At 37.0% G+C, this 23,971-nt stretch carries 25 protein-coding genes; 10 read left to right on the top strand and 15 right to left on the bottom strand.

Annotated features, from left to right (window positions below; genetic code table 11):
• Positions 1-28: 28 nt before the first annotated feature.
• The 7 genes from B494_RS21715 to B494_RS0107045 all read right to left on the bottom strand — a co-directional run bounded on the left by B494_RS21715 (position 29) and on the right by B494_RS0107045 (position 5,093).
• Positions 29-181 carry a FeoB-associated Cys-rich membrane protein gene (locus tag B494_RS21715; RefSeq protein ID WP_017471688.1) on the bottom strand — a complete coding sequence of 51 codons (153 nt, stop codon included), beginning with the start codon at positions 179-181 and terminating at the stop codon, positions 29-31.
• Positions 181-738, bottom strand: a complete 558-nt coding sequence (locus B494_RS19085) for a CDP-alcohol phosphatidyltransferase family protein (RefSeq protein WP_017471687.1) — start codon at positions 736-738, stop codon at positions 181-183. Before B494_RS19085 ends, B494_RS21715 begins: the two co-directional genes overlap by 1 nt.
• Entirely contained in the window at positions 690-1,643 is a 954-nt protein-coding gene (locus B494_RS0107065; protein WP_017471686.1) for a lysylphosphatidylglycerol synthase transmembrane domain-containing protein, read from the bottom strand. The genes B494_RS19085 and B494_RS0107065 overlap by 49 nt, the downstream gene beginning before the upstream one ends.
• The gene (locus B494_RS0107060; protein ID WP_017471685.1) at positions 1,640-2,134 is read right to left on the bottom strand and encodes a class I SAM-dependent methyltransferase; all 495 of its coding nucleotides are present in this window, start codon (positions 2,132-2,134) and stop codon (positions 1,640-1,642) included. Before B494_RS0107060 ends, B494_RS0107065 begins: the two co-directional genes overlap by 4 nt.
• A 20-nt stretch (positions 2,135-2,154) precedes the next feature.
• A complete protein-coding gene (locus tag B494_RS0107055; protein ID WP_017471684.1) occupies positions 2,155-3,891 on the bottom strand; it encodes a ferrous iron transporter B in 1,737 nt (578 codons plus the stop codon).
• A complete protein-coding gene (locus B494_RS19080) occupies positions 3,878-4,108 on the bottom strand; it encodes a FeoA family protein (RefSeq protein ID WP_017471683.1) in 231 nt (76 codons plus the stop codon). The genes B494_RS0107055 and B494_RS19080 overlap by 14 nt, the downstream gene beginning before the upstream one ends.
• Before the next feature lie 205 nt (positions 4,109-4,313).
• The gene (locus tag B494_RS0107045; RefSeq protein ID WP_017471682.1) at positions 4,314-5,093 is read right to left on the bottom strand and encodes a Cof-type HAD-IIB family hydrolase; all 780 of its coding nucleotides are present in this window, start codon (positions 5,091-5,093) and stop codon (positions 4,314-4,316) included.
• 207 nt (positions 5,094-5,300) lie between these two features.
• Here B494_RS0107045 and B494_RS0107040 point away from each other — a divergent pair, with 207 nt between their 5' ends.
• The 6 genes from B494_RS0107040 (at position 5,301) to B494_RS0107015 (ending at position 9,170) form a co-directional block, all read left to right on the top strand.
• Complete coding sequence (locus B494_RS0107040; protein ID WP_017471681.1) at positions 5,301-5,525, top strand: DUF1659 domain-containing protein; 225 nt, start codon at positions 5,301-5,303, stop codon at positions 5,523-5,525.
• A 31-nt stretch (positions 5,526-5,556) separates the two neighbouring features.
• The gene (locus B494_RS0107035; protein WP_017471680.1) at positions 5,557-5,769 is read left to right on the top strand and encodes a DUF2922 domain-containing protein; all 213 of its coding nucleotides are present in this window, start codon (positions 5,557-5,559) and stop codon (positions 5,767-5,769) included.
• A 409-nt stretch (positions 5,770-6,178) separates the two neighbouring features.
• Entirely contained in the window at positions 6,179-6,316 is a 138-nt protein-coding gene (locus tag B494_RS0107030) for a YvrJ family protein (RefSeq protein WP_017471679.1), read from the top strand.
• Positions 6,317-6,459: 143 nt separating this feature from the next.
• Positions 6,460-7,374, top strand: coding sequence for a homoserine O-acetyltransferase MetA (gene metA, locus B494_RS0107025; protein ID WP_017471678.1), 915 nt, complete (start codon positions 6,460-6,462; stop codon positions 7,372-7,374).
• 286 nt (positions 7,375-7,660) lie between these two features.
• Positions 7,661-8,413, top strand: a complete 753-nt coding sequence (locus B494_RS0107020; RefSeq protein ID WP_017471677.1) for an ABC transporter ATP-binding protein — start codon at positions 7,661-7,663, stop codon at positions 8,411-8,413.
• A complete protein-coding gene (locus B494_RS0107015) occupies positions 8,394-9,170 on the top strand; it encodes an ABC transporter permease (protein ID WP_017471676.1) in 777 nt (258 codons plus the stop codon). The genes B494_RS0107020 and B494_RS0107015 overlap by 20 nt, the downstream gene beginning before the upstream one ends.
• 448 nt (positions 9,171-9,618) lie before the next feature.
• Here the strand turns inward: B494_RS0107015 and B494_RS0107010 are convergent, their stop codons facing one another.
• Both B494_RS0107010 and B494_RS0107005 read right to left on the bottom strand, forming a co-directional pair.
• Complete coding sequence (locus tag B494_RS0107010) at positions 9,619-11,280, bottom strand: glycoside hydrolase family 13 protein (protein ID WP_017471675.1); 1,662 nt, start codon at positions 11,278-11,280, stop codon at positions 9,619-9,621.
• A gap of 19 nt (positions 11,281-11,299) precedes the next feature.
• Positions 11,300-12,991, bottom strand: coding sequence for a glycoside hydrolase family 13 protein (locus tag B494_RS0107005; protein WP_033193566.1), 1,692 nt, complete (start codon positions 12,989-12,991; stop codon positions 11,300-11,302).
• A 599-nt stretch (positions 12,992-13,590) separates the two neighbouring features.
• Here B494_RS0107005 and B494_RS0107000 point away from each other — a divergent pair.
• Entirely contained in the window at positions 13,591-14,877 is a 1,287-nt protein-coding gene (locus tag B494_RS0107000; RefSeq protein ID WP_017471673.1) for a lysine N(6)-hydroxylase/L-ornithine N(5)-oxygenase family protein, read from the top strand.
• Between the two features lie 73 nt (positions 14,878-14,950).
• Here the strand turns inward: B494_RS0107000 and rlmN are convergent, their stop codons facing one another.
• Entirely contained in the window at positions 14,951-16,015 is a 1,065-nt protein-coding gene (gene rlmN, locus B494_RS0106995) for a dual-specificity RNA methyltransferase RlmN (protein WP_017471672.1), read from the bottom strand.
• Between the two features lie 303 nt (positions 16,016-16,318).
• On the opposite strand from rlmN, the gene B494_RS0106990 reads away from it, so the two are divergent.
• Positions 16,319-16,519 carry a cold-shock protein gene (locus B494_RS0106990; RefSeq protein WP_017471671.1) on the top strand — a complete coding sequence of 67 codons (201 nt, stop codon included), beginning with the start codon at positions 16,319-16,321 and terminating at the stop codon, positions 16,517-16,519.
• A 217-nt stretch (positions 16,520-16,736) separates the two neighbouring features.
• Here B494_RS0106990 and B494_RS0106985 read toward each other — a convergent pair whose 3' ends face one another.
• The 3 genes from B494_RS0106985 to B494_RS0106975 form a co-directional block, all read right to left on the bottom strand.
• The gene (locus tag B494_RS0106985) at positions 16,737-17,522 is read right to left on the bottom strand and encodes an alpha/beta hydrolase (RefSeq protein WP_017471670.1); all 786 of its coding nucleotides are present in this window, start codon (positions 17,520-17,522) and stop codon (positions 16,737-16,739) included.
• A gap of 155 nt (positions 17,523-17,677) precedes the next feature.
• The gene (locus tag B494_RS0106980) at positions 17,678-18,253 is read right to left on the bottom strand and encodes a hypothetical protein (RefSeq protein WP_017471669.1); all 576 of its coding nucleotides are present in this window, start codon (positions 18,251-18,253) and stop codon (positions 17,678-17,680) included.
• 74 nt (positions 18,254-18,327) lie between these two features.
• The gene (locus B494_RS0106975) at positions 18,328-20,016 is read right to left on the bottom strand and encodes an IS1182 family transposase (protein ID WP_017471668.1); all 1,689 of its coding nucleotides are present in this window, start codon (positions 20,014-20,016) and stop codon (positions 18,328-18,330) included.
• Positions 20,017-20,483: 467 nt separating this feature from the next.
• On the opposite strand from B494_RS0106975, the gene B494_RS0106965 reads away from it, so the two are divergent.
• The gene (locus tag B494_RS0106965) at positions 20,484-20,936 is read left to right on the top strand and encodes a hypothetical protein (protein ID WP_017471666.1); all 453 of its coding nucleotides are present in this window, start codon (positions 20,484-20,486) and stop codon (positions 20,934-20,936) included.
• Positions 20,937-20,981: 45 nt separating this feature from the next.
• On the opposite strand, the gene B494_RS0106960 is transcribed toward B494_RS0106965, so the two are convergent.
• Both B494_RS0106960 and B494_RS0106955 read right to left on the bottom strand, forming a co-directional pair.
• Positions 20,982-21,902 (bottom strand): AEC family transporter, encoded by a 921-nt coding sequence (locus B494_RS0106960; RefSeq protein ID WP_241211410.1) that lies wholly within the window; start codon positions 21,900-21,902, stop codon positions 20,982-20,984.
• A 174-nt stretch (positions 21,903-22,076) separates the two neighbouring features.
• Complete coding sequence (locus B494_RS0106955) at positions 22,077-22,490, bottom strand: DUF4395 domain-containing protein (RefSeq protein ID WP_017471664.1); 414 nt, start codon at positions 22,488-22,490, stop codon at positions 22,077-22,079.
• A 243-nt stretch (positions 22,491-22,733) separates the two neighbouring features.
• Here B494_RS0106955 and B494_RS0106950 point away from each other — a divergent pair, with 243 nt between their 5' ends.
• Positions 22,734-23,591 carry a Cof-type HAD-IIB family hydrolase gene (locus B494_RS0106950; RefSeq protein WP_017471663.1) on the top strand — a complete coding sequence of 286 codons (858 nt, stop codon included), beginning with the start codon at positions 22,734-22,736 and terminating at the stop codon, positions 23,589-23,591.
• The last annotated feature ends 380 nt before the right edge of the window (positions 23,592-23,971 follow it).

The raw sequence follows: 23,971 nt of genomic DNA, 5'->3' as shown, positions 1-23,971 counted from the left end.
ATCCTGTCCCATATTAAACAATCACCTCTTAGTCAATATTTTTCTCACGTTGACAAGGTTGCACATTACAATGACTTTTTAATGGACAATCACCACAACTGGTGTTTTTTGTTTTCTTAATTAACTTACGAAATAGCCAGAAAGCATAGCTACTAATCAAAAAAGCAATAAGAACCTCCATCATGACTGGTCACCCGATAGATATAGTGCCAATCCCCATTTCTTAAAAGTAATCTTACTTGTCATTAACCAAGCACCTCCAAGTAAAGCCCCGAATAAAATAAGTTGATTAATAGTAGGAGGCCAACTTGTTTGTGACAAAATGAATGCCAGAAAACTTAACAACACACCACAAGCGGTAATCGGAAGTCCAATAAACATCGGACAAGTTTCGAGAAGGTTGAAACGAGCTAGACGAACAGCACCACTTGCTATATAACTTGTGATTCCAATTAAACCAACTAAATTAGCATTAGTAAAATAGAGTTCAAAAATTAGCAAACACGGTGCAACACCAAATGTGACAAGATCACCCAATGAATCCAGCTGCTTTCCAAAAGCCGAACTAACTTCCCACTTTCTAGCTAAATAACCGTCACTATAATCACACACACTAGCTAAAAAAACGCAAAAAACAGCTAACAACCAAGCGTCTACTAATACAAAAAAAATAGCAACAATACCCAATGTTAGGTTACATAGTGTGAGGAAATTCGGGATTTTTTGCTTAAATACCATTTAACTATCCTCCCTCCAAGTAGATATAACAAACTGATCACGAGTTGAAGCCAATACGTGATAAACCGAAATAGCAAGGCAATAGCTATCGAAATCGTATAGCTTATTCCTAAAGATCGAAGTAATAGAACGAGTGTCGATTCAAAGGAACCGATGCCACCAGGTAATAACGGCAACATGCCTACCGTATAACTGATAAATGTTACACCTATAATGACACTTATCGATAGTTTAATATCATAGATGTCTAATAAAAGGGATAGCTTGTATGGAAATATAAGCCACACCACAACAGATAGGAGCACCTGTTCAACCATAAAATATGGACGAGCAAAAAGTCTGCGAAAATGTTGGCACAATTGATCAATAAACGGCTTTATTTTATTTTTGAATTTTTTAATCACTATCACCATAGCAACTAGAACGAACAACAATCCTGTGAAATAAAGGGGCCCATTATGATGGGTCACAGAAGATAAAATATCTATATTGACTGTAAAACAACTGTAAGCAGCAATAAGGATAAAAACAGTCATACTGATAGATTTTTGAATAAGTACGAGACTTGTCGCCTTTTCTTTTGTGATCGTTGTATTTTGGTTCAGCCAAACTACTTTTGTTAATTCACTTCCTGCCTTCATTGAAGGTGTTAAAAAATCTACACAATTCCCTAACATATTAACAGTTAAAAGATGCCATTGACTTACTTGTAGTTCTATTTGCTTTGATAGCCTAGCCCATTGAATATGAATAAGTGCCATTGTTAAAAGTTGTAGACCGATAAGCTGAAACCATTGTTGAATAGACAAAAGGTCTAAAGGAACTTCTAAATCTTGCTTTTTTATAACTAGCCAAAAAGCACTGATTACGATTAAAAGAAAAAATAGTTTTTTAACTGTGGTCATAATAATGGCACCTCAAAGGGGCCATGCTGTTCTTGGTTGTTTCTTACGTATGACAAGTTGGCTGTTCGAATAATGATCCGTGTTTGTTCACAAGCTGTTTTACTTATCCCTGTTATGACTTCTTCCTGTGGATCAACCTGCCTTGCAACATGAATAACTGAGTAGGGTTGATAGCAAAACGTCTCCCCATTCGCATGAATAAATTGGATAGAATTTAAAATACCCAACCTCTTAACAAATGACTGAGCTAAGCGAATCATAACTGAATCATGATCAACCACCGTCACATTCGCATTGGTTTGTTGTGCGATTAAAATAGCAGTACAAGGAATCGCCCCACCACCAACGCATAATACGTGATCCTTTTCACATATGTTTGCACAGTTAATTTCTCGCATTACTTTTCGAGTATAATATACCTTGAAAAGTAACCAACCAATCCCTGTTTTAGCTGTTAAACCCTCTATTTTTTTAGTTAAATAACTTCGCATCTAAACGCCCTTCTTTCCCTTTATGGCAACCATTGACCTATTTGATAAACTATTCCACCCATAAAGATAGCAAATAGTGTTGTACCGATTAATAGATAGCTTGCAATTTTAAGCCGAAATTCCTTTACGATAACAATAAATACAGATAGACAAGGGATGTAAAATAACGCAACGACAGCCCCTGTTATTAGTTGTAATGTTGTTAGTTGCATATCTAGTAGAGGCATGACCGCAAGCTCCCTACGAATAATACCTAATATAAGTGTTAAACTTGCTTCCTTCGGTAAACCAAGCCAATGAACAATAACAGGTTCCAAAGCATGACCTAGCCAATTTATTAAACCCGTTTCCACAATTACAGCAGCTAATAAAATACCAAGCATCATCGGAATCTCTGCTTCAACTAAGAAATGTTTTAATCGAAAGGCTATTTTTTTAAAGATGGCAGAACGGTCAGGCAATAATAACGGCGGAACTTCAATAATAACAGCCTCTTTTTCTCCAGGAATAATATGGTTAAGCAGGATACCAGCTAGGCAAACAACTAGAATCGATAAACCAAATACAAACCCTAAAGCCAACATCGATTGATCACCTAACAATGCAATAAAAGCACCTGTTTGAGCAGTACAAGGTACACCAATAGAAATTAAAGATGTCACAATAAGTCGTTGCTTATAACTCGTTGCTGCTCTTGTTCCTAAAATCGCAGGAACCGCACAACCATAACCCATAATAAATGGCACAATATTCTGACCAGGCAAACCAATTTTACTTAATAAACCTTCGACTAGAATGGCAAGTCGAGGTAAGTAACCACTATCTTCAAGAAAGGACAATACGAAATAAAACAATAAAACATATGGAAAAATAAGTGCAAATGGCCACTCTATCCCTTTTACTAATATGCCAAATTCCCCGACTAACAAGCGATGAATAACACCTTGATCTACAACCAAGTCCACTATGTTCGTTATAAATGGTATAATCCAATCGTTGATGAGTGGTAGTAATATTAATGCCCTTAACCCCTTGCCCCCACCAACGACCACAGCAAGTGCGATCAATAAAATTAAAACAGCAAAAATAAGTCCAGGAAAGGGCTTTATTAACAAATCTCCAATCCGATCTAAATAAGCCGGTGGATGGGGCGTATAACTCTCCACTTCTTGAATAATGTTTTCAATCAATTGATCAGATTGACCTCTTAATTTTTTATCTTTCTGGCTAGCCTCATGACTCAGATGGGGTATAGTTTTTTTGATTTCTTCAATGCCTATGTTCTTAGTGGCAACGGTTGGAATGACTGGCGCCCCTAATAAGCGGCTTAATTTCTCCTCTTCAATTGTTATTCCTTGACGTTCGGCAACATCTACTAAATTAAGTAGGTACATAACAGGTTTATGGTAGTTTTGAATATCAAATGCTAGCTGAAGATCTCGAGATAAATGAGAAGCATCGAGCACACAAATTATGACACCATCATTAGTTAAAGCACGAGCCGTTACAGATTCAGCTTCAGAACTTGCATTGAGTGAATATATACCTGGCAGATCAATAACTTGCCAGGTCTCTGCTCCTAAACGTAATTCCCCAGACATAATATCGATCGTTGTACCGCTATAATTAGCAGAAATGACATGATGACCGGTGAGTTTAGAGAAAACAACACTTTTACCTACATTAGGACTACCTACTAAATATATCGTATGGTCTCGACCTTCTATTACAGTGTTATTATGATTATGACAGACCAAATCCGACCACTTCCTCCACGATAATTTGCTTTGCAATATCATAACCAATCGCCACTTTACGGCGATTGATTTGTAATAAGACAGGCCCTTTAAAAGGTTGTTTTGCCAAAACTTTTATAATTGAACCAGAGGCAATACTAAAAATACTTAACATTTGATCATGAGGTAGATTAATAATTCTAAAGTTCTTACCCCTTTGACAATTTGGTAATTTCACACGCCTTACTCCTTTCTAGTTTATCCTCTCTGTTGATAATGATTATCAATATCGATTATAGCAGAATAACCTTAAGAAAAGTGTGAACATTTAGTGAATAAATTCACATAAATTAGCAACGTAAAAAAGCCCCCCATCACATATGTAGAAAAACAACATGTCTACATGCGTGATAGGAGGCAACTCCATTAACCTAAGCCTGTTCTTATATTAGTCCGACCATTTTCAAGCCATGGAACAGACCATCTTCTGCAACATCTTTAGTAACATGCTTGGCTACTGCCTTAACTTCTTCTTCACCATTCCCCATTGCTACACTATTAACTACCGTTTGTAACATTTCTAAATCATTTAAACCATCACCAAATGCATAGACGTTCTCATCTGCTATTTGCAACGCCTTAACAGCTTGTTCAATTCCTTTTGCCTTTGAACCACCTTTAGGTAGAATGTCAACAGACAATGGATGCCAACGCACAAATTCAAACGTTGGGTATTTCTCTTGATAAGCCTGTTCTTCACCTTCAGCACAGAAAAACAACGATTGATACAATGCGCGATCTTTATAATAATGTGGATCGTGACTAGGAAAACAATCAATCTTTAACGACTCAATACTTTCATTAATATAGTCGTGATCGGGTACATTTGCCTTCATATCTTGTTCATCCATAAAAACAATTGGGTGATTATTTCTTAACCCCTCTGCAGTCAATGCTATTAACGCCTTCTGATCTAGAGGATTAGTAAACACCACTTCATCCTCAACGACGACATAAGAGCCATTGTAACTCACAAATGTATGGATATCTAATTCTTTTCTTAGTGACTCGTACATAAATGGTGCTCTGCCAGTGGCGATGGCAACAATGTGACCAGCCTCTTTCACTTGTTTTACCGCTTGTTTCGTTGAGCTTGGTAATTTTTTATCATGATCAAGTAAGGTTCCATCAATATCAAAAAAAACAATCGATTGTTGACACACAACCTTTGCCCCCTTTTATATCTTTATGTCTCTGCTAGTATAGCACAATTCATACTTTCATGTTTTTACACAATAAAATGAAACGTCTCTATTTTGAAGCAGCAGTTTTACTGACGATAACCTGTCATAATATTAATATTTCTTTACACAGACAAGCCCGCTTTCTAGTTGTACTAGCGATAATAAAGATAGAAAGGAGGTGATTACATGAACAGCTTTGAAACGATAAATTCTCGACTTCAACTCATTTTAGCAGTGAGTACGAATGATTCTTCGAGTGAAGAGAACATGACAAAAACAAAATCGTTTAATAATGTGAGTCCAGATGCTACAAACGAACAATTATTAGACATTGCTCAAGCTTTTGCTTCATTGCAATCACACAGATTAGAAGCCGCACGTCGTAATGATGTTGTTTTACTATCTGATTAGTGCGTTCAATCAATGGAAGGAGGTGTTAATTTTGCAAACATTAGAGCTTAAATTTTTAAATCAAGAGAACCGTGTCATAACCTTTACACTAGAAGATCCGATTGACCCAATTGATTCTGAGCAAGTTAGAGATGTAATGGATCAAATCCTAGCATCGAATGTCTTCTTTACCACTGGAGGTGCTTTAGAAGAAAAACACAGTGCGCGCATTGTCGAGCGTTATGTTGAGGATATCGAATGGTAAGCGGTTGAGGTATAGACTATCAAAATAGAACACAAGTGATAGCGAAGAATCTACGTGAACGCAGGGAATAAACAGGGGCACCACGATATTAAACGTTGATTTGATTCATGTATGAGTGACGATTAATCTGTACCCTGTTCAATCCCTAGATGCTGAAGTTCCCCTGTGTGTAATGTTCTTAAACACACAGGGGAATAGTTGATTAGCCGCGTTACATTGTGTCATAGTGTTCAGCTGAACTGAGTTTTATAGCTTCGATCCCTTGCCCAGATGTAAGAAGACACTACATGTTGAAGATGTCTACTTTATGATTGTGGATAAACTCGAAAAATAATATTCACCTTTGAATGTCAACTTTTTTATTACTTTATAGCCCCCTCCCTTATTCTGAAACGAAAGGAGCTTAACAATGGCAGAACAATGGTTAACTTTATTAACTGAACTTGGCTTTCCAATTGCTGTGACTTTCTATTTATTACACCGTATTGAGACAAAGCTGAATACTTTAATTGAATCAATCGTTTCCCTCTCAGATCAGTTAAAGTAATTGAATCGGAATTTGTCTTTAAACGTTAGTGGCACCAATCAACTGTCTGAATTATCAATTTTTTATTGCCGGACAAGGAAAAGCAAGCTATAATGTACGGTAACATGAAGATAAGATCATAAACACTGGGGGGATCGTGACACATGCCTATTAACATACCGAAAGCATTACCTGCACGTTCCATATTAGAGAAAGAAAACATTTTTTTAATGGAAACTGAACGGGCGACTACTCAAGATATTAGACCTTTAAAAATTTTGGTGCTTAATTTAATGCCCGAAAAGGAGCGAACAGAGACGCAAATTTTGCGTTTGTTAAGTAACTCCCCACTGCAAGTACATGTTGATTTTATTCATACGGAAAGTTATCAATCGAAAAACGTACCCAAATCCCATTTAGAGCAATTCTATCTTACTTTTTCCGATGTAAAACGTGATCGTTATGATGGGATGATTGTAACCGGGGCACCTGTCGAAAAGTTTGATTTTGAACACGTCGATTATTGGGAAGAGATAACAGAAATTATGGACTGGTCCGTGGAAAATGTAACATCAACTATCCACATTTGTTGGGGCGCACAAGCTGCCTTGTATCATCATTATGGAATTGGAAAATCAACACGTGCTAATAAAATAAGCGGTGTTTTCTCACATCAATTAATTGAACCCACTCACAAACTGGTCCGCGGAATCGATGATGAGTTTATCGCTCCGCACTCTCGATACACCGATATAGATTATCAAGCTATTGAAAATGAACCAAATCTGCTCATCCTTGATCACTCTGATCAAGCAGGACCCTTTTTGATTGTCTCTAGAGATGAAAAACATGTCATGATCACAGGACATATTGAATATGATGCAGATACATTAGCACGAGAGTATCAACGTGACTTAGCCAAAGGACATGATATTCACATGCCTACCGACTATTTTCCAGACAACGACAGCAATAACCCTCCAAAAAATCGTTGGCGATCAGAAGCCTATTTACTTTTTTCTAATTGGCTAAACTACTTCGTTTATCAAGAAACACCCTTTAAATGGACTGAACGATAAAACGCCTCTTCAAGCAGTGGACGTTTTCATTCTTCGCCCACTAATTGCCCGTTATGTGAATCAGCGCATGAGCGTCCGTTAGCTCCCGCCTAAATAGATGAGTTCTGCTCACTATTTTGAGGCGGGTGTTTTATGGACGCTTACCTGCGATTAAGCGTTCATAAAATTGTTCGTTTTTTCACATTGATGTTATTTACTGTTTACTATAAACTGATAGAAGCGTTATATCATTATTTAACTAAAAGACGAGTAGAATGAATTTGAGGATAAAGAATGAGAGGTTACTATGATTGAAGTTCAAAGTCTTTCCGTAAAATACCAACAAAATACGATCCTAAATAATATTGACTTAACCCTCAAGCCAAAAGAGACATTGGCGATCATTGGTCCTTCAGGGTGCGGTAAAAGTACATTATTATATTGTTTAGCCGGCTTACTAAAGCCTTACCAAGGTAATATACATATTAAAGGTGAAATAATTAATAAACCAAGAAGGCAAACAGGTGTGATCTTACAAGAATATGGATTGTTCCCTTGGAAAACCGTTTTTCAAAATGCAGCCCTCGGTTTAACTTTACGTCATGAGGACAAAAGTAAGATAAAAAAACGTGTGAACGATGTATTAGAGCAGTTACATATAAAAGAACAGTGTCATCGCTATCCGATACAACTGAGTGGGGGGCAACAGCAACGCGTTGCGATTGCACGCGCATTAGCGACAAATCCTGATCTCTTGCTTATGGATGAGCCGTTTTCTTCACTAGATACGATTGTAAGAGAAGAATTACAGGGGGTTATTCTAGACCTTTATAAGAAACGTTCACTTTCTGTTGTTTTCGTTACACATAATATTGAAGAAGCGGTATTTCTAGGAAAACGCATTATGATAATGACACCGAAATCTGGTCGAATTAAATCCATCCTTGATAATCCTTGTTTTGGTGATCACCATATTAGAAGCGAAATCGCCTTTCACGAAATGTGTGTCCGGGTGCGTGAAGAATTGGAGGCAGAACAACATGATCAATCAACTTGTTAATAAATACCGCACACTATATGCGATGTTAATGGTATGTTTGATTTGGTTACTGCTACACTACCTCCTTCAAACCGCTATTATTCCCAACCCAATTGAAGCATTGCTCACTTTTTTTAAATTATTGAATGGGGAGTTATTGATTCATTTAGGCGCCAGTTTATTGCGTATTCTTATATCAATCTTTATCTCAATTACTATTGGCGTGAGCATTGGACTCTGGCTAGGTTTACATTATCGTTATGATCAATTTTTTGGCCCTGTTATTTATCTGTTATTTCCTGTTCCTAAAATAGCCTTTTTACCTGTACTCATGATTTTATTTGGCTTAGGAAATAGCTCAAAAATAATACTGGTAACCATTATCATTATCTTTCAGATTCTTGTTACGATTCGGGATAGTGTGAAAGGATTAAGTCAACATCTCTTTCTATCTATTCAATCTTTAGGTGCCAACAAATGGCAAATCTATCAGCACCTTGTTTTACCTGCTATTTTACCAAAGCTTTATACAGCGCTACGAATTAGTGTAGGCACAAGTATTTCAGTACTATTCTTTGCTGAAAACTATGCAACCACTTATGGTATCGGCTATTTTATTATGGATGCATGGGTCCGAATTAATTATTTACAGATGTATGCAGGTATTATCGCTATTAGTTTATTAGGTCTTTTTATCTTTAAGGCGATTGATTTCCTAGAAAACCGCACGTGTCAATGGGCGATACTTGAAAAAGGTAAAAATAATTCTTACTTTTAATGCACGCTCTGATGACAAGTGCTGTGATAGAAAAGCTTTATCACAGATAAGCGCCGTAAAACACCCACCTCAAATAGCGAACTGAGGTCATCTATATAGCTTATATAGGCGGGTGATAACGGCCCTTAATGTCCCGAAACAATCAGTGGACGAAGAACGAAAACGCCCACTGATTTTAGTGAGGGTGGAACATAACTAAATAATGAAATGGCGTATCCGAACATTCTGAACAAAGCGTAGGAAAAACACGTAGACTCCTGTGGGAATAGCACGGGCTGAGGATCCACTGTGTGAAGTGTACTTCTTCACACAGTTAGCCGAAGCCGTGCCCACGGAAAGCGAAGTGTTTTACCGAAGCGCTATATGTATCAGACATTAATGTTCGGATTTTTCTTATCTTGTTACTCTTTTGTCCCAGGCTCAGATCAGATTGAAGGTTCGGTTTATATTATTTCACTTGATAGACTCTCGCTTCATATGGCCGTAACTTGATCATTGATTGGCCTGGATCAGAGACTTGATAATTTGCTAAAACTAATGATTCAAGCGTTAATTGTCTAGTTACATCGAGAACCGTGATTTTGTCAAACATATTAACGATAACCGCATACTTCGTCCCATGATAAGTTCTTGTATAAGCATAAACGTGAGCATGATCTGCTGCAATTAAATCATAATTGCCGTAGATTAAAGCTTCTGTAGATTTTCTTAACTCTATCATCTGACGGTAATAATGATAAATAGAGTCTGGATCATTAATATTTTGTTCGATATTAATATCTGGATAATTAGGATTGACCTTTAACCAAGGTGTCCCTGTAGTAAAACCAGCTTCAGGTTCACTCGTCCATTGCATAGGTGTTCTAGAATTATCACGACCATTTTTCCAGATGATTTGCATCACTTCTTCATGGGATTTACCTGCTTCTCTTTCGTGTTTATACAAATTTTTAATTGCGACATCATTATAATCATCGATCGAATCAAACTTTACATTGGTCATCCCAATCTCTTGGCCTTGATAAATAAACGGTGTCCCTTGCATGAAAAAGTAAAGTGTTGCTAATGCTTTAGCAGATGTCTTTCTAAGTTGATTGTCATTGCCCCAAGTCGAAACAGACCGTGCTTGATCATGATTCTCAAAAAACAAAGCATTCCAACCTTTATTTTCTAAACCTTTCTGCCATTTCGTTAATGCTTGTTTCAATGCGGGTAAATCAACCCCACCATCAATGCTCTTCCCCCATAAGCCTAAATGGTCAAATTGGAAAATCATATTAAAATAACCGTTTGTTTCTCCGACCCATTGTTCCGCATCCTCAACCTTGACACCGTTTGCTTCACCAACAGTCATCACATCATAATTTTTAATGGTACGATCAACAAATTCAGATAATAGATGGTTGATACCTGGCCGGTTCATATGACCGTCAAAAGACGGCACATATTGCTTATTATCAGGGTTAGGCAAGTCTGGAAAACCTTCAGTTTTTTTAATATGTGAAATAGCATCAACCCTAAAACCATCAATCCCCTTATCCAACCACCAATTTACCATTTGGTACAATCGTTCTCTTACTTTTGGATTCTCCCAATTAAGGTCTGGTTGTTTTTTTGAAAAAACGTGCAAATAATATTCACCTGTTTTCTCATCATATTCCCAAGCTGAACCGCTAAAAATTGACTCCCAATTATTAGGTTCTTTTCCCGCTTTTCCAGGATGCCAAATATAATAATCTCGATAGTGATTATCTTTTGAGGAACGTGATTCAATAAACCAAGGATGTTCGTCAGACGTATGATTTATAACAAGATCCATAATCAGCTTCATCCCTCGTTTATGGGTTTCTGCTAATAAAAGATCAAAATCTTCCATTGTACCGAAGTCTGCCATGATTGCTTGATAATCACTAATGTCATAGCCATTATCGTCATTAGGTGATTGATAAATAGGACTGATCCAAAGTACGTCAACACCTAATCCTTGTAAATAATCTAATTTCTCAATTACACCTTGAAGATCACCAATCCCATCTCCATTTGAATCTTTAAAACTACGTGGATAAATTTGATAAGCTACTGCCTCTTTCCACCATTTTCTGCTACTCATGCTTGTTTCCCCCAATATATTAATTCTCTATTAAATATACAATCGCTTGGTAAGGCTCAAAAATTAAGCGATTATCTTTTTGCAAAGGATCATCTGAAAGATTACTAATTAATATATTAGCCCTTTGTAAATCAAATGACCTTGGTAAATCAAACGTTATGTTCTGCTTAGAAAAATTACAGACAACAATTAAGGTTTGATTAGCTAGCGTCCGTGTAAAAGCATATATCTGTTCATGATTAGCTAATAAAATATCGTAACTCCCCTCAACAATCACCTGATATTGTTTTCGCAGTTGAATTAATTTTTTATAATAATGAAAAATTGATGTATGATCGTGCAAGGCCACCTGAGCATTTATTGTTTTATAATTTGGATTGACAGCAATCCATGGATCGCCAGTAGTGAAACCCGCATTTTTAGCATTCGACCATTGCATTGGTGTTCGCGCATGATCACGACTGCGTTGCTGAATGGCTTCAATGATCTCTGCTCTCGAGCACAAATTTCTATTGACTAAATCATTATAAGCATTCAATGTCTCTAAATCTCGATAATCATTAATCGATTCAAATTTGGCATTAGTCATGCCCAGCTCTTCACCTTGATAAATGTAAGGCGTTCCTTTTAGCATGTGTAAACACGTCGCTAACATCTTACCCGAACGGACACGATAGTGTTCACTGTCATCACCAAAGCGTGAGATCGCCCTTGGCTGATCATGGTTACTCCAATATAGACTATTCCAACCGACTTGATCCAAACCTTTTTGCCATCTTGTAAAAATCGATTTTAGCTCAGTTAATTTCCATGGTTGTGGGGACCACTTTCCTAATCGGCCATCACCTAAACTTACGTGGTCGAAATGAAAGACCATATCAAGTTCATCCCGTTCAATATCGGTGTATCGTTTTGCTTGTTCAACAGTTACATTAGGCATTTCACCAACAGTTATCGTGTCGTAATTTTTTAGTACATGATTATGCATTTCTTGTAAATAATCATGTATTTTAGGTCCATTAAAATAGTACGGGCCTCCATCGCCAAACCCTGTCGGTAGCCTTTCACCATCTGGATAATTAGGGTCTTTAGAAATCATATTAATGACATCCATTCGGAAGCCAGCTACACCTTTTTCTAACCAATAAATCATCATCTGATACACGTCTTGCCTCAAATCAGGATTTTCCCAGTTTAAATCAGGTTGCTTGTCACTAAATAAATGCAAATAATATTGTTCGGTTTTTTGATCATAAGTCCACGTACTACCACCAAACGCAGCTCCCCAATTGGTCGGTGCTGAACCATCTGGTTTTGGATCTCGCCAAATGTAGTAATCACGATATTGATTATCTTTGGTTGCTCTTGATTTAATAAACCATTGGTGCTGATCGGACGTATGATTAACCACTAAGTCCATCATAATCTTAATTCGATATTGCTCGGCTTGTTCCAATAAATGTTGAAAATCATCCATTGTTCCAAATGTGTTCATTACCTGATAATAATCACTGATATCATAACCGTTATCGTAGTTAGGCGATTGATAAATAGGAGAAAGCCAAATAATATCAATTCCTAAATCCTGTAGATAGGATAGCTTTTCTGTAATCCCATTAATATCACCTACACCATCTCCATCACTGTCTTTAAAACTTCTCGGATAAATTTGATAAACAACACTGTTTTTCCACCAAGCAGGCAACGTCATCCCTTCCTTTCTATTATCTATAAGGTCATATTAATGATTAATTTACAATGAAATGAATCTCCAAATTAGTGGGTATTTTCATCCATCACACACTGATTGTTAGTTGAGTGAATCCGTCCATTATCACCCATCTAAATTGCTTTACCTCTGTTCTCTATTTTGAAGAGCATACGGTTATCTGTAATAAAACGATTGCACAACATTAGAGACCATTAATAAAGTGAAGCTCTAATCAGTTGGTTTTTTCGGTCTTTTCCCACTGATGGGTCGTTGAGCGACACGGAAGATGAGCCTCCGGTATCTCTTGCCTACACAAATGAGATCTGCTCTCTATTTTGAGGCGTCACCTTGCAAAGATCATCTGTAATAAAGACCCCAATATTTTTACAATTTGTTTAGTTAAGCGATTTCATTTTACATCAAAAAATAATTTGTGCGTTTTAAGCAATCGATTGCACTTATTTAATCAAAGAATAGCATAGCTTTAAATGCGGTGCAACCATTTTTTCATGAGGCTTTATGCTTCACTTGTGATTAGGTTGATGATTATTAGGGAATAGTGTAAAAAATTAAAAACAATTTTGAATGGGAGGATATATATGAAAGAACACATATATGACATAATTGGCGTAGGACTTGGACCTTATAATATTGGACTAGCTGCTCTATTAGAAGAACAAGAAGATATTGAGGGAATTTTCTTTGAACAAACCCCCCGCTTTAAATGGCATCCAGGCATGTTGATTGACGGGACAGACCTGCAAGTCTCTTTTTTAGCTGATCTCGTTACTTTTGCTAATCCAAGAAGTCAATTTACATACTTAAATTATTTACATCATAAGCAGCGCTTATTTACTTTCTTTTTTTACCACAATTTCGAAATGCCTCGTCAAGAATATGATGCTTATATCAAATGGGTGGTTGAACAAATTCCGGCCTGTCATTTTGGTTCTCATGTTATTGACGTCAAGCTAGAAGATCAGCTTTATCATGTTTATGTAAAACATAACCAAAATAATATTGTTTGTTATAAGTGCAAACATATTGTACTAGGCACAGGATCAAAACCAAATACCGTATTCGATTTAACTGAATTTCCGAATGAAGATATCCATCATTCAAGTCAATATCTTTTTCACAAAGAACAAACACTGCAGGCAAAAGTGATAACACTTATTGGTTCAGGTCAAAGTGCCTCAGAGATTTTCTTAGACTTACTCAAATATCAAAAACAATTCGACTTCGCCATTCATTGGTATACACAGAGTACTGGCTATTTTCAGCTTGATCATTCAAAACTTGGACAAGAGATTTTTTCTCCGGATTACGTTGATTACTTTCACCAATTAAGTTTGGCGTCACGTCTAAATGGACTAGAAAAATTAGAACCGCTACGGAACGGTGTACAACAACAAACGCTTCATCAAATATATCATGAACTTTATCACCGGACGATAGATGGTAAAGATCGTTCAATTAAGTTACAGCCTTTAACAGCAATTAAAGCAATTAGAACTATGGAGGGAAGATATGAGGCCACGTACGAGCACTGGCAACAATCACAATCTTTTAATGAATTAACAGACAAACTCATTTTAGCAACGGGTTATCAACCCAACATTCCCGACTGGTTTTACAATAGATTTGCAGATGAAATCGTCTGGGAAGATGATAAACATGTTGAGGTAACTCGTGATTATCATCTTATTTTTAAAGATCAGCACAAGAATCAGTTTTTCATGCAAACTGGGCTTGAACATTCACATGGTAGTAGTGCAACAAACCTTGGCTTAACCGTAGATCGTAATGTTCAGATTATAAATACAGTCGCGGGTAGAGAAGTCTATCAAAGACAAACAGGAGGTATCTTTACTTCATTTCGTTAAAATAATGGAAAAGGAAATGATTTATTACGAAGAATCAAGAACATCAATGACTTCGTATAAATCATTTCCTTTTTTAATTAACCTTTTTCATTTGCTTACTTCTAAGTTGTCCACAAGCCGCGTCAATATCAGATCCTTGTTCGACTCTAACACCACAATTAATCCCCGCATTTAATAATGTTTCATAGAAGGAAACAATGGCATCCTTTTCACTTCGCTCATATTGGTTATGCTCTTCTACAGGATTGTAAGGGATTAAATTAACATATGCCAAATGACGCTTGTTTCGCAATAATTTAGCTAGCTGAACAGCTTCTTCTTTACGATCATTAACACCTTTCAACAAGATGTATTCAAAAGTAATACGACGGTTTGTTGTTTCTAAATAATAATCAATCGCAGCCATTAACTTATCAATTGGGAAAGCTTTATTAATTTTCATAATTTTTGTGCGTAATTCATCATTCGGTGCATGTAAAGAAACAGCCAGATTAACTTGTAATTGTTCATCTGCGAAATCCCGAATTTTATGGGCTAATCCACTTGTTGAAACGGTAATATGTCGCGCACCGATTGATAGACCTTTTTGGTCATTTACAATACGTAAAAATGCCATCGTATGATCATAGTTGTCAAATGGCTCCCCTATACCCATCACAACAATATGACTAACTCGCTCATTTTTGCCTTGTTGATCCAAATGATGTTGAACTTTCATAATTTGCTCAGTAATTTCACCACTGGTTAAATCACGATTTTTCTTTAACAGGCCACTGGCACAAAATGTACAACCAATATTACAGCCAACTTGTGTGGTGACACAAACTGATAAGCCATATGAAAATCGCATTAATACGGTTTCGATTAAATTGCCATCAGAAAGTTTAAATAAGAATTTAATTGTGCCATCTTTAGATTCTTGCTTTATTGTTTCTTCAAGTGTCTCTATAGTAAAATGATCCTCAAGTAGTTGCCTTGTTTCTTTATTTAAATTAGTCATTTGATTAAAGTCCCGCACACGCTTCACATATAGCCAATCCCAAACCTGTTTGGCTCGAAATTTTTTGAGTCCACGACTAAGGAACCAATTGGTTAGTTCTAACTGCGTTAATCCATAAATTGATTGTTTAAGTACCATAGCATAACTCCTCACTTTTTAATACAACATCAACACTGTTACTATACTATCTTTATTTGTAATGAGAAGCAATAGCTAGTCCTTTAATAATTAAATCTAAATGCATATGCTTAATTTTAAAGAAATACATCTATTTTAACAGGTAAGGGGTTGCATTAAAAAAGCTAACCTGTTATAATGATTTTAGCTATTTTGTTCGACAAAACACTTCAAGTAACTAGCAACGTGAAAGTTTTCGTTTTGATGCTTGAGCAAGAATAGTAATACATTGTGTGGTACGCCCACACTAGGAGGAAAAGTAATATGGCACAAGGTACAGTAAAATGGTTTAACGCAGACAAAGGTTTTGGATTTATCGAAGTTGAAGGTCAAGACGATGTATTCGTACACTTCTCAGCTATCCAAGGCGAAGGCTTTAAAACACTTGAAGAAGGTCAAAGCGTAACTTTCGACATCGAAGAAGGTAACCGTGGACCACAAGCAGCTAACGTTGAAAAAAACTAATATATGCTGATAACAAAGAGAACGATTAACATCGTTCTCTTTTTCTGTTTATTGATGTTTGTCAGATAATCAACAATTTATTTTGTATGTCTTTTTCAACATATTAGCTTAAGTCCAAAATTTAAAGCCAACAGCGTCAACCTGTTGGCCTTTTCGCGTGTTTACTTTAATGAGATCAGTCTATCGTTAATGCTTTATGTTTTATTATTCTTTCACGTTATTTTAACGGTAACCATTTCAAGACTTCTTGAATATGGTAATCCCAATATCCCCATTCATGTGCACCTGGGTCAAATACAGTTTTAATATCTATTGATAATTGATCAGTCAGCTCCTTAAATGCTACATTTTCTTCAAATAAAAAGTCTTCCGTGCCGCAAGCTTGATAAAGCTCTGGTTTTGGTCCCGTCGTTTGATTTAGCTCATGTACCAAGTGAAAAATATCATGCATCGTGCCACGAATATCTTCTCCCCCGAATACATTATACAATGTTTGAGCCATTGGATTGTTATCCGTACTATTTTGCGGGTGTTTCGCCAAACCAAGCACACCAGAAAGCGATGCGGCAGCTGCAAACTGCTCTGGCTTATTTAATGCCCATTTAAAAGCGCCATATCCCCCCATGGATAATCCAGCAACAAAATTATCTTCTCTGCGATCAGACAATGGGAAAAAGGAGCGAGCCACTTGCGGTAACTCTTCCGTTAGAAATGTCCAATATTTTTTTCCATAAACCATATCTGTATAAAAGCTATGATCAACATCAGGCATCACAACCGCAAGTCCTAATTCAGCTACATAGCGTTCAATTGATGTCCGGCGAGACCAGATCGAATGGTCATCACTAAAGCCATGCAATAAGTATAAAGTTGGGTGCAAAGTATTCGATCGCTTATGGTTTTGCATTCCAAATTGCGTGTGTGTTTGTTCAGGTAAAAAGACGGTCATTGACGTGTTTAATGTTAGCGCTTCCGAGAAAAAATCACATGTTATTCTAGCCATTTTGCATCCTCCATTCATTTTATCCATCCGTAAAACACTCACCTTAAAATAAAGCGTGGAGCAAATTCATTTAAGTGGTTGATAACAGTTGCTCATGTATTGATTCACTCAACTGCCAATGATGCTCTTCATCTATCACTAAGATATGTAAACGATTAGTCGTCAATTACTTTTTCATGGTCTTCATTATCAGTTACCTCCTCTGTTGGCTCTGATTCCTCGTCTATTTCTTCATCTTTTATTTTTTCTTGGTCATTTTTATTATCATCACTGTCTGATTTTGGCTTATCTAATTGATCATTAGACACTTTTTTTTCATCCCGATGCTCGTCTTGCTCTGACAGCTTCTTACCGTTGCTCTTGTCACTTTCTCTCAATGTTGGATTGTTGTTAGACGAACGGTCACGGGGGCTCGATGCTGGTGCTGTTGGCGTTTGTACTGGAGCTAGCTCTATGTCTTTTTCTTCCTCAACCTCTAACACGTGTAAACCTTCTTCTTCCTCTTCCCCACTATCATCATCTTCACTTACAAACAAATCATCAGTAATATATTTATCAAGGGAGTTACGGTTTATTGCTTTGTAAGTGTCCAATGCTATCATGCTTCCTTGCATATTACCTTCAGCCCTTGATATTTGTTTTCCATTCTGATTACTTAACATAATTGGCACAAGTATTCCTACGCAAAGCATCATAGCAAGTGTAACAGTGATTATTTGTTGCTTCTTCATTTGTACACCTCGCTCATTTTAAGTTACTACTACTTTAGCATACTCATTAGCATTTTTGGGGGGATTTCTCAATTTTAATAGTAATGAGGCTGGGACATAACTAGCCTAAAATGAAAGAAAAAGCATTTGATCACCGATTCTTGGTGATCAAATGCTTTTTTGTCCTTGCCTTTTGAATTGTTTGGGGATTGGCTGTTGTCCGAGGCAGTGTATTTCCTCAAATTCACTGCCATGAACGCGAAGCCCATTTCATTTTTCACCTTTTCGTTTCCTCTTACGGAGAATCGGGTGAACGCCAAATTAGCCTTCAAGAATCCGAAGACTGGCTCTACATCAATCTTTCGCTTGCCGTAGATTTCACCCGTTTTCTCTTCTGAAAGCTTTTCTCGAATATAGGCTTTTTGGTTCTCCCATGTTTCATTAATATACAGTCTCCGGTTATTTCCTTCTTTCGCTTTTGTACACCGGTCACGCAGTGGGCAGCCAGAACAATCTTCACATTCATAGGTTTTGAAATGACGTATGAATCCATATCTATCTTTTCTTGTTGAAGGATGACAGAACGAGAGCGTGCGATCGTTCGGACAAGTAAATGTATCTGTTTCCTCATCATATGCCCAATTGGCTGTATTCAAAGGGTTATTCTTAACCTTCTTTTTCTTCTCTTTCCGATATTGGTTGTAGGTGATCAAAGGGGAGCGATCTCTATTATTCACGACATCCATGTAATTCTGTTCACTGCCATAGCCGGCATCCGCTACAATATATTCGGGAAGATCGAAAAAGTCTTTTTCGATTGTATCCAGGAAAGGAATGAAGGTGCGTGTATCCGTCGGATTTGGAAAAATATCATAAGCAAGCGCATACTGGCCTTCGGTTGCCAGTTGCACATTGTAGCCGGCCTTAAGCTGTCCATTTTTCATATGGTCGTCTTTCATGCGCATAAAGGTGGCGTCATGGTCCGTCTTAGAATAGCTGTTTCGGCCGTCAAAAATCTCCATATCCACACGGTATTTCTCTTTGCGTTGTAAAAAATTTTGGAACTGTTTGCGATACTGCTTTGGTTCCTTGCGCTCCGAGCGTAACTCTTTTCGTACAGCAGCATCCTCACTTGCTTCAATTTTCTCATCATATGCCTGGACTGTTTCATCCAGGTTTTCAATAATGCTGGATAGCTCTTGTTCAGAAAGTGCGTCCCAACTTTCCCTTTCTAGCTCTGGGATAATCTCTTTTTCCAGAAGCTCTTCGTACATACGATTCGACCGTTCCACCAAACTGGCACTGTATCCTTCGACCGACTTTTTCCAGACGAATGTGTACTTGTTCGCGTTCGCCTCAAGTTTTGTTCCGTCTATAAAAATGGCTTCTTCCTCAATTTGTTTCTCCTCAACCAGTTTACAGCGGAACTGTACAAAGCACTGACGCAACAGTTCATTCACCTCAGGATGAACCCGGAAACGATTGATCGTACGATAGCTTGGCTCATAACCCTGGGCCAGCCACATCATACGCACACTGTCCTTCAGTAGCCCTTCTATCTTTCTTCCGGAGAACACAGACTGGGTATAGGCACACAGAATAATCTTCAACATCATGCGTGGATGGTACGCTGGGCAGCCTGTTGCACGCAAAAAGCCTGCGAAGGCTTCTTCAGGAATCGACTCCGTGAGCTCATTCACAGCGTAAGCAATATCATTTTCCTGCAATTTCATCTCCATATCGAGCGGTAAAACAACCTGATTTATGTTATAATCTTTAAACATAGGGAGACCTCCTTTGGATTAGGTTGTGGTGACTTTAATTCTAACAGAAGGTTTCCCTATTTTCCTGTCTAAAACATCAAAAAAAACGGATCTGAAGGAGATTTCTTCAGAATCCGTTTTTTTCTTTTAGTGGGTTTTGTCCCAGCCTCTTTTCTTCATTCTACAATAAAGCTAGGATCGCGATAATAACAATGATTGGTGTAAATATCAAGAACCAAAAGAAGAGTAATGCTAAAGCAGCAATGATAGCCATTTCTCTCCCTCCCCTCAGAGGTATTATGAAGCCTCACATCAATAATCTATGATAGTCAGAAAATACGGTCTAGTTGATTTCCATAGTTTCTTACAAAACCAATGATTGTCTCTCATTAATGAGCTGAAGTTTATGATAACGGGATATTTGACTGATACGAAAAACAAACTGAGCCATATAGTAGCAGTAAAGATGATGAAAGGAGTGTGTCATATTGAAGGAGTCTATTTTAGCCTTTGAACGAGATGAATCAGGGAAATTTAGAAGAGTCAAAAATAAGAAGAAGCCAATTCCTCGCGCTGATGTTTGGGTCGACCAATTATTTAATGAATGGAAGCAAAGAGGGATTAGCAGAGACTCTGTCCGCCTTTTAGAAGGGATAGCTGCGGTTGTTAAAAACCCTAAATATCGTAGCCAACTCATCGACCTCTTCCAAAAGATTAAGTGTTCATTGCCATCATTACCTGATAACTGGTCAAAGTTTTTTTTACCTCAGGGGGTGAAATCATTGACAGAGGAGAACAATAATCAGCAATTTAATAACATCTTCAACCAATTAAAAGACAATCCAGAGCTTTTAGAAGAATCAATGGATTTATTTAAAAATCTTGTTAAAGATGATCAATTTAGTGATGTATTAAAGCAGTTACTTAATGATCGCAAATAACATAACGCCCCCAAAGCATCAATACCTACTTTGGGGGACAGCTATTCATAATATGATATTAACGAATAACCATATAAATAGAAAACTTAACAGCATTGTCACATTAGAGGTCGTTCCAATAAAACGCTTATCATAGCCAAATTCAACACCATAGGGAATTAACGAAAGCGGGATAGGTAACACGGCGCCTATTAGCAAAGTTGCTCTAATCATCTCTGCGACTGGTAACCAGAAATAGAGCGATAGACCAGCTAGTAAACCAAAACCATATCTAACAATAATAAATTTATTAATCAAGCGGAAATATTGTCGATTAAAATTAAAATTAACATAAATACCGAGTAAGAGTAATGATAAGGGCATATTAGCAGATGAAATAATATCAGCCGTATCAATCAATAGACTTGGTAATTGAATAGAGAGAATATTAAGTATAAATATAACTAAATAAGTCATTAGCGGTATTGAATTTGACAACTTTTTCAGGGCAATTCCCATTGTTAATCTGTTTTGATCATCTGAATAGTAACTCCCTAATAAATAAGCTAAGCCAAAGACAATAAAAGCATTCCCGACATCAAACATGCCAAAATGGCGAATCCCCTCTGTGCCCCATATCCCTTCAACAAGTGGATATGCAAATAAACCTACATTATAACCCGGGATCATCATCACGAGCATGCCTTTAATGGATTTCGATTCTTTGTCAAAAAAAATAATCCCTAATAGGGTTAATACAAAACCAAATATAAGTCCAGTTATAATAATAATGACCAAAGATAATTCAAATACTAAATCATGAAACGAAACGATAATTAATGCAGGTAAAGTTAAATTAAAAATTAAGCGTGATATTGCCTCACCATCTGATGCTTTAAGCCAACCCATACGCTTTAAAAAGTAACCTAACGTAATGATAATAATAGAAAAAATAAATTGTTGATTAAATCCAGACAAGCATGCCATCCCCTTCATTCTATATTTCTCACAGATTAACTGTCTGTAAAACGCACGCCTCAAAACGGAAAGCTGAGATCATCTATTCAGGCGGATGCTAACGGCCTGATTCACTCAACGAACAATCAGCGGGAGAAGAACGCCTCCAGCTAATTGAAGGTACGTTTTATTTACACCTGCTATTTAGCCAGACTTTGCTTGTCCACGCTTATACTTCCACATGATATAACGATAGCGGATTGTACAGCCAATACAATAGCCCATTAAAGCGACACCGGCTGCTCCAATAACCATGATACCAAATATATAGCCAATCATATTTAAGTCAAGCCAAAAACCACATAAGCTCAAACCAAGACAAACCGTGGCAATGGATTGATTAAATAATTGTTGCCCCTTATCTTCTAGTGGGTAATCAGCTACACCTTTCCTCAATAGCGGTTGGATTAATCGAATAAGTGGATTTTGTTTACTTAATAATGTGATCACACCAATTAGAAAAGGCAATACTAAAATGTAAGGTGTTATCAACAATCCTAAAAGCGTTGTTATCACTAAAAAAGCTTGATTAACTTGCACAAGTGGTTTAGGAATCATGAGAACTTCACTTCCTTTCTTTTTTTATTATACATAAACCAAGTCTCAGTATTAAAATAATTTGCTTTGTTGTTCATACAAATAACTGAGTAAATGGCTAACACGCGGCAAACATTAACAAAAAGGATTCTTAACATAAAAACAACACTTCATTTATTGCTGATATGAAAAATCTCAGGTATGCTGTATAAGGGACACACTAATATATAAAAGTAATCAAGTATGAGATAGGAGCGTTTTTTTATGATTAAAATGATAGCTACAGATTTAGACGGTACTTTACTATCTTCAGTTGGCGAGGTAAGTGAGCAGAATGCACAAGCTATAAAAGCAGCACAGAAAGCTGGTATAGAGGTGGTTATAGCTACAGGACGGTCTTATTACTCAGCATATCGCCCTATTAACAAAGCCGGATTAAAATGTCCAATCATTTGTTTGAATGGTGCTAATATCTATACAGTAGATGCTCAAATGACCCGCAGTATAAAAATGGGGAAAGCAGTGACCCAAAAAATATTACATACAGTTAAAGAGGAAAATGCTTACTTTGAGCTATATACAAATAAAGGGGTCTATTCCATGGACCGCTCAAATTTTATGGACGTATTGGTTAATATTATGCTCTCTGCACATCCAGAAGCTACCGAAGAAGAAATTGAAAAAAGAGCCGAACAACGTTTTCAAGAAGAAAATTTTATATTTACAAAAGACTTTCAAACCGTAATCAATAATGATGAAGTTGATATTTACAAAGCACTAGCTTTTTCTTTGGAAGCTGATGGACTTGAGCGGATAAAAGCTCCCTTTCTTAAAAGTGATGATGTAACCGTCACATCTTCTGGTTTTGATAACGCTGAATTTAATCACCCTGACGCCCAAAAAGGTATCGCATTAACGCTACTTGCTGAAGACCGAAACCTTGAGCTAAGTGAAGTGATGGCAATTGGAGACAATTATAATGATTTATCGATGCTAGAAATCGTTGGACGCAGTGTCGCGATGGGGAATGCTGAGGCTGGTGTTAAGAAAAGTTGCCATTACACAACGACAAGTAACGATCAAGATGGTGTGGCTAAAGCAATTAAAGAAATATTAAAATAGCTGTTACTATATAGCAAGTGAGATATGTGTAGGCTCCTGTGGGAGTAGCTCAAGCCACGTCCACGGGAAGCAGAACATAGCTCACCTGCGCGTCTAAAACGAAAAGTTTTCATAAATCGAAAATCTATATTCAAAGTCAACGCTTATATTTAATATGAGTTTACCCTTATGCTATCTTAGCTGAACCCGAAAATTCAGATGAGAAAGTTGAGTTATAATTAACCACAGGTAAGCGTTCGTAAAATACCCGACTAAAAATAGCGAATAGAGCTCCTCTATTTAACCGGGAGCTAATGGCTCCCTTCCATCAGTGAGAAAACAACGAAAGTGCACACTTGATTGAGTCGTTTCTAGGTAAAGCCACTAGATGATTAATTCTA

The sequence above is a fragment of the Amphibacillus jilinensis Y1 genome, assembly GCF_000306965.1.
Lineage (GTDB): Bacteria > Bacillota > Bacilli > Bacillales > Amphibacillaceae > Amphibacillus_C > Amphibacillus_C jilinensis.
Note: the sequence above shows the minus strand (reverse complement) of the source record. Positions and strands in the feature narration are given on the sequence as shown.

Bases quoted from the DNA above. Each gene is read 5' to 3' on its own strand.
- B494_RS0107005 (WP_033193566.1), bottom strand. From the start codon at position 12,991: ATGACGTTGCCTGCTTGGTGGAAAAACAGTGTTGTTTATCAAATTTAT.
- B494_RS0107015 (WP_017471676.1), top strand. From the start codon at position 8,394: ATGATCAATCAACTTGTTAATAAATACCGCACACTATATGCGATGTTA.
- B494_RS0107060 (WP_017471685.1), bottom strand. From the start codon at position 2,134: ATGCGAAGTTATTTAACTAAAAAAATAGAGGGTTTAACAGCTAAAACA.
- B494_RS0106955 (WP_017471664.1), bottom strand. From the start codon at position 22,490: ATGATTCCTAAACCACTTGTGCAAGTTAATCAAGCTTTTTTAGTGATA.
- B494_RS0106950 (WP_017471663.1), top strand. From the start codon at position 22,734: ATGATTAAAATGATAGCTACAGATTTAGACGGTACTTTACTATCTTCA.
- B494_RS0106975 (WP_017471668.1), bottom strand. From the start codon at position 20,016: ATGTTTAAAGATTATAACATAAATCAGGTTGTTTTACCGCTCGATATG.
- metA (WP_017471678.1), top strand. From the start codon at position 6,460: ATGCCTATTAACATACCGAAAGCATTACCTGCACGTTCCATATTAGAG.
- B494_RS21715 (WP_017471688.1), bottom strand. From the start codon at position 181: ATGGAGGTTCTTATTGCTTTTTTGATTAGTAGCTATGCTTTCTGGCTA.
- B494_RS0107065 (WP_017471686.1), bottom strand. From the start codon at position 1,643: ATGACCACAGTTAAAAAACTATTTTTTCTTTTAATCGTAATCAGTGCT.
- B494_RS0106985 (WP_017471670.1), bottom strand. From the start codon at position 17,522: ATGGCTAGAATAACATGTGATTTTTTCTCGGAAGCGCTAACATTAAAC.
- B494_RS0106990 (WP_017471671.1), top strand. From the start codon at position 16,319: ATGGCACAAGGTACAGTAAAATGGTTTAACGCAGACAAAGGTTTTGGA.
- B494_RS0107030 (WP_017471679.1), top strand. From the start codon at position 6,179: ATGGCAGAACAATGGTTAACTTTATTAACTGAACTTGGCTTTCCAATT.
- B494_RS0106980 (WP_017471669.1), bottom strand. From the start codon at position 18,253: ATGAAGAAGCAACAAATAATCACTGTTACACTTGCTATGATGCTTTGC.
- B494_RS0106960 (WP_241211410.1), bottom strand. From the start codon at position 21,902: ATGGCATGCTTGTCTGGATTTAATCAACAATTTATTTTTTCTATTATT.
- B494_RS0107020 (WP_017471677.1), top strand. From the start codon at position 7,661: ATGATTGAAGTTCAAAGTCTTTCCGTAAAATACCAACAAAATACGATC.
- B494_RS0107000 (WP_017471673.1), top strand. From the start codon at position 13,591: ATGAAAGAACACATATATGACATAATTGGCGTAGGACTTGGACCTTAT.
- rlmN (WP_017471672.1), bottom strand. From the start codon at position 16,015: ATGGTACTTAAACAATCAATTTATGGATTAACGCAGTTAGAACTAACC.
- B494_RS0107010 (WP_017471675.1), bottom strand. From the start codon at position 11,280: ATGAGTAGCAGAAAATGGTGGAAAGAGGCAGTAGCTTATCAAATTTAT.
- B494_RS19085 (WP_017471687.1), bottom strand. From the start codon at position 738: ATGGTATTTAAGCAAAAAATCCCGAATTTCCTCACACTATGTAACCTA.
- B494_RS0107040 (WP_017471681.1), top strand. From the start codon at position 5,301: ATGAACAGCTTTGAAACGATAAATTCTCGACTTCAACTCATTTTAGCA.